9 protein-coding genes and 1 pseudogene are annotated in these 13,207 nt (G+C 57.6%); 5 read left to right on the top strand and 5 right to left on the bottom strand.

What is annotated here, in order from left to right:
- Positions 1-242 precede the first annotated feature (242 nt).
- Both C4J83_RS08760 and C4J83_RS08755 read right to left on the bottom strand, forming a co-directional pair.
- Positions 243-677: a DoxX family protein gene (locus C4J83_RS08760; protein WP_124416805.1), complete on the bottom strand. Its 435-nt coding sequence runs from the start codon at positions 675-677 to the stop codon at positions 243-245.
- Positions 678-780: 103 nt separating this feature from the next.
- Positions 781-2,202, bottom strand: coding sequence for an MltF family protein (locus C4J83_RS08755; protein ID WP_106576840.1), 1,422 nt, complete (start codon positions 2,200-2,202; stop codon positions 781-783).
- A 236-nt stretch (positions 2,203-2,438) separates the two neighbouring features.
- Between C4J83_RS08755 and C4J83_RS08750 the strand changes: the two genes are divergently transcribed.
- The 5 genes and pseudogenes from C4J83_RS08750 to C4J83_RS08730 form a co-directional block, all read left to right on the top strand.
- Positions 2,439-3,245 (top strand): TatD family hydrolase, encoded by an 807-nt coding sequence (locus C4J83_RS08750; protein WP_106576841.1) that lies wholly within the window; start codon positions 2,439-2,441, stop codon positions 3,243-3,245.
- Between the two features lie 96 nt (positions 3,246-3,341).
- Positions 3,342-4,823 (top strand): methyl-accepting chemotaxis protein, encoded by a 1,482-nt coding sequence (locus C4J83_RS08745; protein WP_124416804.1) that lies wholly within the window; start codon positions 3,342-3,344, stop codon positions 4,821-4,823.
- A 234-nt stretch (positions 4,824-5,057) separates the two neighbouring features.
- On the top strand, positions 5,058-9,740 hold the full coding sequence (locus tag C4J83_RS08740) for an RHS repeat-associated core domain-containing protein (RefSeq protein ID WP_124416803.1): 4,683 nt from the start codon (positions 5,058-5,060) through the stop codon (positions 9,738-9,740).
- The gene (locus C4J83_RS08735; RefSeq protein ID WP_124416802.1) at positions 9,737-10,144 is read left to right on the top strand and encodes an Imm50 family immunity protein; all 408 of its coding nucleotides are present in this window, start codon (positions 9,737-9,739) and stop codon (positions 10,142-10,144) included. Before C4J83_RS08740 ends, C4J83_RS08735 begins: the two co-directional genes overlap by 4 nt.
- A 670-nt stretch (positions 10,145-10,814) precedes the next feature.
- A pseudogene (locus C4J83_RS08730) lies at positions 10,815-11,063 on the top strand (terminase); the annotation flags it as partial.
- 6 nt (positions 11,064-11,069) lie between these two features.
- Here C4J83_RS08730 and C4J83_RS08725 read toward each other — a convergent pair.
- The 3 genes from C4J83_RS08725 to C4J83_RS08715 all read right to left on the bottom strand — a co-directional run bounded on the left by C4J83_RS08725 (position 11,070) and on the right by C4J83_RS08715 (position 13,041).
- Positions 11,070-11,867, bottom strand: coding sequence for an acyl-CoA thioesterase (locus C4J83_RS08725; protein WP_124416801.1), 798 nt, complete (start codon positions 11,865-11,867; stop codon positions 11,070-11,072).
- 90 nt (positions 11,868-11,957) lie between these two features.
- Positions 11,958-12,719, bottom strand: a complete 762-nt coding sequence (locus C4J83_RS08720) for a CHAD domain-containing protein (RefSeq protein ID WP_119739313.1) — start codon at positions 12,717-12,719, stop codon at positions 11,958-11,960.
- Positions 12,720-12,762: 43 nt separating this feature from the next.
- Positions 12,763-13,041: a hypothetical protein gene (locus tag C4J83_RS08715; protein WP_010176194.1), complete on the bottom strand. Its 279-nt coding sequence runs from the start codon at positions 13,039-13,041 to the stop codon at positions 12,763-12,765.
- Positions 13,042-13,207 lie beyond the last annotated feature (166 nt).

The raw sequence follows: 13,207 nt of genomic DNA, 5'->3' as shown, positions 1-13,207 counted from the left end.
CTCAAAAGTCTGCGGGCAGGTGAGAGGCAACACCGAACCAGCGCTTTAGCGGTATTTCGAAGCCTGACTCTCGATGAGTGCATGCTTCTGTCGGGCTGTATCGAGCCCAGTGGCGCCCCGCAATTAGCTGTTTAAATCGGCGCATGAGCAGCATCCTAGAGAAGCCGGTGGGGCAGTGTCAAGAATCCCGAGCAACGAAAAAGCCCGCACAGGGCGGGCTTTTTCCGGGTTTTATCTGGGTATCAGCGGGCGATGGCGCGGTCGGCAGACAGTTTGCCCGCCCCTTCCAGCAGCACCGCCAAAGCGCCGCCGAGCAAGGCAAGGGCAAACTCATAACCGTTGTTGGCCATGAACAGACCGTTATGAATATGCACCGAGAAGATGGCCACCAGCGACAGGAAGGTCAGGCCCAAGGCCGCCGGGCGCGCCAGCAAACCGATGATCAATGCCAGGCCGGCGAAGAATTCCGTGCCGCCCGACAGCACCGCCATCAAGGTGCCGGGAGTCAGCCCAAGGCTTTCCATATACTGCGCAGTGCCCGCCAGGCCGTAGCCACCAAACCAGCCAAAGAGTTTTTGCGAACCATGGGCAGCGAAGATGATGCCAACAAAAATTCGCAGGATGGTCAGGCCATAACCAGCGCGGGTAGACAGGATACGGTTGATCAATCGGCTCATGGTGCTAATCCTTTTCCAGGTAGGGGGTGCTTGGCCGTTATATTAATCGGATAAGGCAATCATAAAAGCGCAAAAATCACTTAATAATCATCTATAAATCCGATCATTTGCGTGAAGCAAGTTTTGGCGCTGTCGGCTCCAGAGACTCTCGCTCTCGATCAAACGCCAGGTAGTACTTGTTCACGCTATTAACATAGCTGACGCCAGCCATGCCCACTTGCTCCATGGCAATACGCTCGACCTGGAAAAACCATTGATTGGGGTTCAGACCGCGGCGCCGAGCCTCGGCCCGCATGCCCTGCACCCGCTCCGGCCCCATGTTGTAAGCCGCCAGCACGAAGGCCATACGCTCGCGCTCGTTAAGCTTGGGGCTGGCGAAGAACTTGCGACGGATCATCGCCAGATACCGGGCGCCCGCTTGCACATTACTGTCCAGACTCTCGATATTGTTGACGCCCACCCGCTGCGCCGCCGAAGGCGTGATCTGCATCAGCCCGGTCGGGCCGCCACTGTTGCGCGCGCCGGGGTCCAGGGCCGACTCCTTGAACGCCAGCGCCGCCAGGTTCAACCAGTCCATGCCCTGCTCGCGGGCATGCTTTTGCAGGACCGGGCGCAGTTTTTCCAAGCGCTGGCGGTCGGCCCGAGCCAATGGATTGCGCACCTGATACAGGCGTCGGTAGATACGCTGGAACGCCACGTCCTGGTCGGAAGGGGTTCGGTAGGTCTTGAGGAAACGGTCAATACTGGCCCGCAGCATTGAGGCATCCTGGCGCACAAACCAGTACTCATCGCCCGGCTCGCTGATAGCCACTTGCCGATCAAAGCGCAACTTGGGCAGGATTTTCGACCAACGTTCGGCAATGGGTTTCTCGACGATGGTGAGATGGAAGATCCCGGCCTGGACCATCTCCAATACATCTTCCACCGCCAAGGTCGGATCGACCCATTCCACCTTCACCGGCGGTCGCTTGTGCAGGGCCAGTTGCTGGTTGACCTGATTGATCGCATCCGCCGCTGCACTGCCGGTAGTCAGGGCCAGCGTGCGCCCGGACAACTGCTCCAGCTTGGTAAAGCGTCGCTCGCCCTTCACGCCAACCAGCCACAACGGTACATCACTGGCAATGGGGTCGCTGGTGCTGATCTTGTGCGCAGCCTTCACATCAAGCAATTCACCGGGAGCCACCAGGTCGCCTTCACCCCGGGCCAACGCGCCAAGCAGTTGGTCCTTGGCTTTTGGAATAATTTTGAGAGTGATTTCTTCCCCGTCACGGGCGTGGCCGTTCAGGTATTGCTCGAAGGCGCGCAGGCGATGGTATTCAACACCGATGGCCTGGCCCTGGACCTCACCGGAACTGTTACGGCTCTGATTGACCAGCACACGCAGCGTGCGACTGGAGCGAATCTGCGCCAGGTCGCGTACCTTGCCGGGCTTGGTCACTTCCAGCGGCCCATCCAGACGTGCGACCGCCGCCATGGGCAGCAGTAACGTCAGGCACAACATAAGCAACGCCGAGGGTCGGATCATCCGCTCTCCGGAAAGAATACTGGCCAGCCCCCTCGCGAAAGGCGAAAGGCTGGAGGTCAGAAACAGAGCGCTTTATGCGCTGGCAAGGCGCGCAACGGTGGCATGGAGGACGGCGTACGACCGACCACAATGTCACTTGCGACGTTCAAAGACAGCTATAACTCGTTGTAGTTCTTCGTTTTTCTTATAAATCTACAGCTCTGATATGCTTTCCGGCCGCAGGCGGAGATAGCACCATGCAACTCATTGATATCGGCGTCAACCTGACCAACCCCAGTTTCGACGAGAGGCACCAGGCCGTTCTCGACCGTGCCTATGCCGCCGGCGTGCAGCAATTGGTGCTCACCGGCACCAGTATCGAGGGCAGCGAGCAGGCGTTGGAACTCTGCATAAAACTCGATGAAAGCGGCCAGCGCCTGTTCAGCACCGCCGGCATTCATCCCCACTGCGCCAGCGATTGGAACGGCGACAGCGCGCGGCAATTGCGGGGTTTGCTCAGCGAAAGCCGCGTGCGTGCAGTGGGCGAATGCGGGTTGGATTTCAACCGCGATTTTTCTCCGCGCCCACAACAGGAAAAAGTCCTCGAAGAACACCTGGCACTCGCCGTCGAGTTGAAACTGCCAGTGTTTCTTCACGAGCGCGACGCCAACCAGCGCTTGCTGGAGATCCTCAAGGATTACCGCGACCACCTGAGCGCTGCCGTGGTGCATTGCTTCACCGGCGAACAATCGGCGCTGTTCAGCTACCTCGACCTGGACTTGCATATCGGCATCACCGGCTGGATCTGCGACGAGCGCCGTGGGACGCATCTGCACCCGCTGGTCAGGGAAATCCCACGTGGCCGCCTGATGCTGGAAAGCGACGCGCCCTACCTGCTGCCACGCACGTTGCGACCCAAGCCGAAAAACGGCCGCAATGAACCGGCCTACCTGCCAGAAGTGCTGCGCGAAGTCGCCCTGCACCGCAACGAAACCCTGGAAGACTTGGCTGCACACAGCACCGCCTGTTCGCGCGCATTTTTTGGTTTGCCTGAAGTGGATTAATGCGGCGCATTGACCCATGTCAAAACCGGCTTCCTGAGTAGCGGCACAATAATGGCACCTTGCCAATGCTGTTTCCGCTATCAGAGAAAACCTTCCATGGGTGCCTGGCTTAGCAATATCTCGCTGAAATACAAGTTCTGGGCCGTCAACGCGGTCGCCTTCATCACCACCTTGTTGCTCGTGCTCTACGCCGTGCAACTCGAGCAACAGGCGCGCAGCGATGCCTCCCAGGCTGCGGCACAGGCGCAGGCGCGGTTGTTGAGTGCCTGGCCCGCCGACAAGCCATTGCCCAAGGGCGAGCATTGGCTGACGTTTTCCCGTGGACAAGTCCCACAGCTGGCCAATCAGGATCTGTCAGCCTTGGGCAATGCCAGCGGTTGGGTCGAGCTTAATCACATGCCATTGTTCGGTGAAAACCCGCTGATCGGCGCCGAGTTGATCGCGCGTGCCGACGGCCAGCAGGTCGCCGTGCTGGCCTACGGACGCAGCCTGAGCCAAGTGTTCGGCGAACGCTTCGCCAACTACGCGGTGGCGGTGTTGATCCTGATGCTGGCGATGCTCGGCGCCTCGCAACTGCTGATCCGCTTTCTGCTCAGCCAACTCAACACCCTCAAGGACGTGATGCTGCACGTCGAGAAAACCGGCGACCTGTCGGCCCGCGTACCCCTGGCCTGCAAGGACGAAGTCGGCCAGATGGCCAGCGCCTTCAACGCCATGCAAGCCGGCTACCAGCGGGTGGTCAGCACCGTGGCACGCACCGCGCAGCAATTGGATGATGGCGCCGCGCGCCTGGCTAGCAGCATGAACGAGGTGCAGCACGGCATGCTCGGCCAGCAGAGCGAAACCGACCAGGCCGCCACCGCGATCAATGAGATGACCGCCACCGTCTACCACATCGCCCAGCACGCCGGCGCCACTCGCGACCTGTCCCAAACCGCCGACACCCTCGCCGGCAGCGGCCAGGAAGTGGTCAGCCGGGTACAGCGTTCGATTGCCGGGCTTTCCACCGGCGTGCAACAGACTGCCGAGATGATCCAGAAGCTTGCCGAGGACAGCCAGAAAATCAACGGCGTGGTCGGCGTAATCCACAGCATCGCCGAACAGACCAACCTGCTCGCCCTCAACGCCGCCATCGAAGCCGCCCGCGCCGGCGAAATGGGCCGTGGTTTCGCCGTGGTCGCCGACGAAGTGCGCAACCTGGCCAAACGGGTGCAAAGCTCCACCGACGAAATCACTCGCATGGTCTCGGCGCTGCAGGCCGGCACCCGCGATGCGGTGGACTTCATGCAGGAAAGCTCGTTCAAGGCCGACGACTGCGTACAGCAAGCCCAGGAAGCCGGCGCGGCCCTCGCCGAAATCACCGGCGCCGTGGCGCAGATGCGCGAAAGCAACACCCAGATCGCCGTGGCGGCCGAACAGCAAAGCCATGTCGCCGAAGAGATGAACCGCGCCGTGGTGAGCATTCGCGATGTGACCGAAAACACGGTGCAGCAGACCGTGGATTCAGCGACCACCAGCAATGAGCTGGCGACGCTGGCCGGGGAGTTGAGCAAAGCGATTGGGCAGTTGAAGCTATAGGACTTTTTAACCTGTAATCCGACTCCTACGATCGCCCTCGCGTTTACCCGAAATTTTGCCGAAACCTCCTAGCCTCCCCGGCGAATAGCGCCGACATATTTACCTGACGAACCTCTTCAAAGTCTCTCGCCTGACTATTCAGTGCGAGGGACCGCCGATGTATTTCTCAATGACTACCTGGGCTGAAAGGGCTGCCTTTTGAACCCGGCTATTGGCCGGCTGGCCTTGAGGCCCATGGACGTCAAAGCGCCGGATGTTGAAGGCGTCTTACGTGATTTCCGGGGCTGCCTGAACACCTTTGACGACTGGGCTTTAAGCTTCTGGAGCTTTTCGAAGCTGGATGTCGAGCAGGTGTTCAAGGTTGGCGATGAAGTGACGCTGGTCGCGCCCATAGCCCCCTCCATTTTTCCCAGCAGCACCGTCGCCACCTGCCAGGCCAACGGCACGTTGACCCTGGTGCACATGTTCCAAAGCACGCAGTTTGTGCCCATCGGCGATACGCCGGTGATACTGCAACGCGTCGACCCCAACGGTGGCCCACTGGGTGAGCCGATCCACAAGACCATCGGCCCCAGCGGCATTCTTGAAATCACCGAGTGTGATCGCAACCAGCAGTACCGAATCAGTTTTTATCCCAACGTTTCCAAGGATCACGTCAAGGCGCTGTATGCGTCTTATCAGTCGGTGATCGCGGAACTGGAAGCGCGCCTGCGCGACGAATGGAACAGCACGCTTGAGGCACGTTGGAACGACTTTACGGACGCTATCCCGCAAGACCAGCGCAAGATGGTGGAAACGGCGTTTCTAAGTGGCATGGGCAAAGCGCTTTACAACCTGTGGGACAACATAACTCAACTGGTTGATTTACTGGCGGACATCAAGCCCAACAGCGAGAAGTTGCTGCACTACATCTCCCAAACTGAACTTGATGAGCTGCTGAAGCTCGGCAACGACGCGATCGCCGACGGCCTGCTGGTGCTCAGCGATGAGCCATTGTTGTTCATTTACGTGTCGGCAATGGTCAGCTGGATGCGCATGCTGCCGCCGAAAGAAATGCATGAATTGATGGGGGAAATCACTGGCGAGGTGTTGATCAACCTGCTGCTGATTTGGGCAACAGCAGGCGTGGGTGTGGCGTTGCGCCTGGGTACGAAGGTGCTGGGACATATCAAGTCTGAGCGGACGCCGGAGTTGTTGGAGTTGCTGGCTAATAAGCTGGTGATGCCCCGGTTGGAGCCGCATGCCAAAGTGGTTAAGCCGTTGCTGGGACGGAGTGCCGCAATCCCAATCAAGATGGTGCCGGTTGCACCGTTGAAGGCTGGGGATCAGTTGGTTTCCAACCCAGTGCCGGCGGTTCGTAGCAAGAAACAGCAGACCGCGTTGGTGCGCCAGGAACACGTCGATGATGTGCCTGTCGCTGCGAAAAATCCCCAGGGAGATGCCGCGGCACCTGCCGACAAAACCGCCACCAATGGCTGCCCGGTGTCGATGGTCACCGGGGAGGAATTGCTGACGCTTACCGATGGTGCGCTGGACGGAATTTTGCCGTTTGAGTGGACGCGGTTGTATCGCACCAGTGCGGTGGAAGTGGATTGTGGGTTGGGGTTTGGCTGGAGTCACTCGCTGGCGCAGCGGCTGGTGGTGACGGGTGATTCGGTGGTTTGGACGGATCATGAAAATCGATCGACTGCCCTGCCCTTGCCTACCGCCGCTCGACCGGCGATCACCAACAGCTTGGCTGAAGCGGCGATCTATTTGGGTGCCCTGCCCGATGAGTTGGTGCTGGCCCAGGCATCACGGTTTTACCACTTTCGCGATGGTGTACTGGCGGCGATCAGTGATGCGTATGACAACCGACTGCGCATTTCTCGTGATCGTTTGGGGCGGATTGAGCGGCTGGATAACGGTGTCGGCCGTTGTTTGTTTTTGCGTTACGAACTGGGCCGAATTGTGGCGGTGGACTATCAAGTTCATCGCGCCAAAGGCCGTGAGCCGTATGTTTGGGTGACGGAGCAGAACGTCGTTTCCTACGTCTATGACGACGCTGGGCGACTGGTTTCAGCGACCAATGCCGTAGGTGAAAGCGAGGTTTATCGGTACGACGATCAGCACGTCATTCTTGAGCGGCAGCTGGCCGGTGGGGCGAGTTTCTTTTGGGCGTGGGAACGGTCTGGCAAGGCCGCGCGATGTGTTCGGCACTGGGCCAGTTTTTCGCAGATGGACACGCGCTATGTCTGGGATGACAACGGCAAAGTCACGGTTCACAACGCTGATGGCAGTCAGGAAGTGTATGTCCACGATCAGCGGGCGCGGCTGGTGCAGCGGATTGATCCGGACGGTGCGGAGCATTTTAAATCCTACGATGACAAGGGCCGGCTGACGGTTGAGCAGGATCCGCTGGGGGCGGTGACGGCGTATCAGTATGACGACGCCGGACGTTTGATGGCGTTGTTTCCTGGGGAGGATGAGCCGACTTCCTACGAGCATGACAACGGGTTCGTACGGGTCGTACGGCGGGGTGAAGCGGTTTGGAAGTATGAGCGTAACGAACAAGGCGACGTTACGCGTCAGACAGATCCTGACGGCCACATTACAGACTACACCTACGACAAACACGGGCAGCTGATTGGGGTTTGGTACCCGGATAACGGGTCTCATCGGCTGGTTTGGAATGAGCGTGGACAGCTCGTTGAGGAACAACTGCCGAATGGTGGGGTTAAGCGTTATCGCTATGACGATGTTGGACGACAAGTTGCGCGTGAGGATGAGCATGGCGCGCTGACGCAGTATCAATGGGACGGTGTGGGTCGGTTGGTTCGTGTCGTACTTCCAGGCGGTGCCACGCGGGAATTCAGCCACAACCCGTACGGAAAAATCACCTCCGAACGTGATGAACTGGGCCACGTCACTCGTTACGAATATGCCGGCGGTTTGCATCTGATCAGCCGTCGCATAAATGCTGATGGCACCCAGGTCAACTACCGCTACGACAACGTGCGGTTACTGCTGACCGAGATCGAAAACGAAGTCGGCGAGACCTACCGACTTGATTACCACCCAAACGGTTTGATCCAGCAGGAAATCGGCTTTGACGGTCAGCGCACGACTTACGTGTATGACCTCAGCGGCAACTTACTGGAGAAAACCGAACACGGCGATGACGGCAGTCAGCTAGTCACCCGCTACGAGCGAGACTTTTCCGGCCGCCTCGTACGAAAAACTCTTCCAGACGGTGGAGTGGTCGATTACGCCTACGACCGCCAGGGCAACCTCCTCAGCGTCGACGACGGCCACTGGGCGTTAGCCTACGAATACGACAGCCAAAACCGCCTCACCGCCGACCACCAAGGCTGGGGCACCCTGCGCTACGGCTACGACGCCTGCGGCCAGCTGAAAAACCTGCGCCTGCCGGATAACAACCGCCTCACCTTCAACCACGACAAAAGCGGCCACCTCGCCACCGTCGAGCTGAACGGCAAAACCCTCACCTCTCACCTGTTCAAAACCGGAAAAGAACGCCAACGCCAACAAGGCCAGATCCTCAGCCATTACGACTATGACGACCAAAACCGTCTCCACGCCCACGCGGTGACGCAAGAGGAACACAAGCTCTACCGCCGCCACTACGACTACGACAAATCCGGCAACCTCACCCGCCTGCTCGACACTCGTAAAGGCGAACACCACTACCACTACGACCCCCTCGCCCGCCTGACCCGCGCGGATCATTCGCAAGACCAGCAAGAGCGTTTCGGCCACGACCCGGCCGGCAACCTGCTGATGCAAGACCGACCCGGTCCGGACATCGTGGCGGGGAATCGGTTGGTGATCCAAGGCGATCATCATTATGACTATGACGCGTTCGGCAATCTGATCCGCCAAAGACGCGGTAAGGGTCATCAACTCGTTACCGAGTACCGCTACGACTGCCAGCATCGGCTTATCGGCATTACCCAGCCGAACGGGCAAACGGCCAGCTATCGCTATGACCCGTTCGGTCGGCGGATCAGCAAAACCGTTGATGGGATAACCACTGAGTTTTTCTGGCAAGGCGACAAGCTGGTTGCGGAGCATCACGCGGACAGGCATCGCAGTTACCTCTACGAACCGGACAGCTTTCGGCCCTTAGCACTGCTGGAAGGTTTCGGCCCGAAAGACACCCAGCCCTTCCACTACCAACTCGACCACCTCGGCACCCCGCAGGAGCTCACCGCCCCCGACGGCGAAATCGTCTGGTCTGCGCATCACCGTGCCTATGGCCAAATCACCCGCCTAGACATCAACAAAATCGACAACCCGCCGCGCTTCCAAGGCCAATACTTCGACCAAGAAAGCGGCCTGCACTACAACCGACATCGCTACTACAATCCAGATATTGGTCGTTACCTGACGCCGGACCCGGTGAAGCTGGCGGGTGGGATCAATGCGTACCAGTACGTGCCCAACCCTACAGGGTGGATAGATCCGTTAGGGCTGACTGCCAATTGCCCACCCAAAGGAGCGAGGCAGCCACGCTGTAAAACACCGGACGAACCGGACACTCCCGAAGTTTCTCGCAAAGGAGCATTCAGGCAAGCTAAAAGAGATGCAAATATACCAATGGTGCAGCGCCCTGACGTCTTCGTAGACCCAGAAACAGGAAGAGAAAAACAATACAAGATAGAAAGAATGACAGACCTGAACGATAAAAATATATTGAATAACAACGGCTTACCGATTGACACAAGGGTCTATCAACTTACAAAATCTGACGGCTCAAAAGTGCTTATACAAGACCACTCAGCAGGGCATAATTTTGGCAGAGCAGATGGAATAGGAGACCATTCCGCACACTTCAACTTACGACCAATTGATAAACCCCGAAAAGGCAGCATACCCGGGGCAAAGGAACACTATCCATTTAGGAAGCAAAAATGAAATATTGGAATGAATTAGACGGAAGTATATTTTTCGGAAAGATTTTTAGCCAACCGATAGCAATTGACAGGATTGCTCTTTTCTCCATGAGGATTGATAACGACCAACCCTGTGTCGGCCTAGGGTTTGACATACCAGAATTTCCGGACCAGTTGCCGGAAAAGTGGAAGAACAAAGGCTATAACACATGCAGGACAGGATTAATTTGTCATAACATTAAAGAATTAAAAGTACAAAACATACCCGCCCACGAGGTATTCAAGGTGGAAATAAAAAAACACAATGACCACTTCGAGTTTCACGCAACCAGCGAAAATGCCTCAATAGAATTCAAAGCCAGATTCATTTCACTTAGCGACCCTAATGTATATATAAACAGCCCAGATGATTACTATTTTAAATAACTAAAAACCATGAAACCAAAACTAAAACTAAAACTTATATCTTTACCCATTTCAGGCTGGGAAACCAGGGCACTCATCTCCATTTAAGTACCATTGGAAAGACGCGCACAGGAAAACTACCGGGTGCGAATGACCACCCTAATTTTGAGATTGGAAAATAAGTTTGGAATCATTTCGATAGAAGTGTTTTTAACAAAGTATTCCCCATACCGATTGCAACAGGAGAGATAGTCTTATTCTCTATAGATAGAGATAACGATAGACCTCATATAACTCTAGCATTGATATAGCTGAAATCCAGACAGACCAACCGAAAAATGGAACCTCGAAGGTTTCAACACGTGTCGCATTGATCTTAGCTATGGGGGACTTAGTGACATCACCATAAAGAATATCCCCCACATTCGACACGTTGAAAATAACAATATGAAAGTATGAGGATTTTTTTCGCGTGAACGTTGAGTCTGAGGAGTCGTTGATTGAATTCAAGACGTGATATCCGTCTCTCTGCGGGGCCTCCGTCTACATAAATGCCCCTGATTCCGCCTGTTATTAAAGGGTGACACCAACATCAAAGCTATGAGGCCGATAGCCAGCCCCAATTCGCCACCCCGCCCTCCCCTACATAAACTCTGTCCAAGCTACTTCAACGGACAGAGGATTCACCATCATGGGCAAACGTCATCCTAACTTCCCCGCCTGGCAATGGCGCATTCACCCAGAAACCCATCAGCACCCGACCAACCTGGGGCTGCAATTAATTGCCGTACCCCTGCTGATCATCGGTTTTCTGTTGATGGCATCCGGCGTGTTCAGCCTGAGCCTGGCCAGTTTTGCCGTCGGCGTGATCGGCGTGTTGGCAGGCGTGGCGCTTCAGCGCCACGGTCGCAAACTGGAAGCGCAAGGCAGCCAGCGGTTCTGAGGTTCAGGCGAAGACCACCACGGTCTGGCGGCTGATGGCGATCAACTCGCCGGTCGGGCTCCAGAGTGCGGCTGCGGCATGCCCGTAGCCGTCGCGGGCATTTTCGATGTTGACGTAGTACTGGCACCAGTCGAGGGTGGTCAGGTCTTGCAGCGGCTGGATAAATTCAATGGTCCAGGTCAGCGTGCTGCCTGGCGCCGGCTGGGTCAGGTGCGGAAGCAAGGCCGGGGGCCATGCGTCGACCAGGGCGAGGATGTGCGACTCGGTCAGCGGTTCTTCCTTTACATCACCGCGCAGGCGCACCCAACCGCCCATGTCGCGCGATTTGTTACCGGTGAACGGCAACCCACCGACGCTCCAGCGCATGGCCAAGTGGCGCATGAACTCAGGGGTCACGCCCTTGATATAGGGCAGCTCCTGGCATTCATCCCAGTGTTTGAAACTAGGCGGCGCCTCGCTCGCGACATCTATCACTGACTCACGCGGCGCACCAAAGCTGGCCTGCACCAGCGTCGCCACTTCACCGTTCTGCACCACGCGGCCAAGCAACTGGCTGACCGCCTTGCCTTCACGCAACACTTCGACTTGATAACTGGCCGGCACATCCGGCGCAACGGGGCCGACAAAGGTGATGGCCAAAGAGCGCAGGGGCCGGTCTGCCGGGACTTGGGCGCGCAAGGCTTCATATTGCAAAGCAGCCACCAGGCCACCAAAGGTCGCGCGGCCCTGAGCCCATTCGGCGGGGATGGTCACGTCCAACGGGTTGTTACGGGCTGCGTCGAGCAAATCACTAAAGCGCATGGCGACCTCACATCAAGAAAACCGATGGGGCGATGTTAACCATCGGGCTGACAAGGTACAGCGCTCATTCCGGCCAAAAACCGGACCGGCCTAGAAACAATCCGCGCTGAGTTTGTCCAGCACCCGATCCGCCTCGCCTTCTGCCTTGCTCATGGTGCGATGCCACATTGGCACGCAGGGTTGCAAATCCGCTTGGTGCCCGGCCTGCGCCAGCCACTGCCAGCAGTCGTGCCAATCGCCCAGAGCGCCTTGGGCTAGTTTGAGGCGCGACATGGCTTTGGCAGGCAGTTTGTCCAGTTCGGGGTAGGCCTCGGCGGCGTAACGCACACGCTTGATCAGCAACCGCAGGCGGTGGCGATCATGGGTCGGGTCTTTGAGGGCATCACCGAGTTTGTGCCATTGCTTGCCCAAGCGCTTCTCGATGCGCGGGCGCAGGCCCTTGAGCAGTTTCTGGTGCTGCGAAGCCCGGATAAAGCGTGGGAACGCGTCGAGAATCTGCAGCAAGTGCGCCACTTCCGGGCTCTGCGCCACATGGCGATAGGCGTCGGGTTGCAGGCGCAGGCGCCGTTCAGCGGCCTGGTGATAGCCGTGCTGATGCAGATACGCCGCCAGGACCTCGCGGTCGCGTAGCGGCGTAGTCATCTGGCCGACTGTGCTGGCGGCCAATTCGAGTTGTTCGACTCCCGGCAACCCGCGCAGCGGGCGCAACAAACTGCGCAGGCGCCGCACAGTGGTGCGCAGGTCATGCAGGGCTTCATCGTCGGTGACGGCGGCGAGGCGAGCCTGGCAGCTCAGCAACCCTACTTCCAGGCCAATGACCTGAGCGACTAGCTGATCGACCAAAGCTGACATGCCTTCCTCCCTTGACGATGAATATCCTGGTTGCCGCTAGGACTTAACGTCCGGCGCGCGACTCACGAATATAGAACCGCGCCTTTTCGGCCTTGTTGGAGCAGCCTTCAAACGCTTCGAATTGCTGCTGGGTCTTGGCGCCAGTCAACAAGGACAATGCCTTGGAGTAGCTCACGGTGCCGGCAAAACCTTCAGCCTTGGCCAGGTCCAGCTCATGCCACGCGGCATCCAGTTGCGTGCCACAGCTGTCGCGGTATGCGGTTTTCCCGGCACAGCCGGCAAGGGCCAACACAATCACAGGCACACACATCCAGGCTTTCATCGATGACACCTCAAATAAAGAAAAACAGTCGTAGGGTGTAGACGTTGCCTACAAGGAAAAGTGCCTTGTCCGCAGCCTGAAATCAGAGCGCCCATCGTCAGAGCATACCCGAGCACTGCGCTTATCCTGGAAAAATATTACAGCCCCCGGCGAAGATTGAAGCTTG

It is taken from the genome of Pseudomonas sp. LBUM920 (assembly GCF_003852315.1).
GTDB lineage: Bacteria > Pseudomonadota > Gammaproteobacteria > Pseudomonadales > Pseudomonadaceae > Aquipseudomonas.
This window is presented reverse-complemented; position numbering and strand designations above follow the sequence as displayed.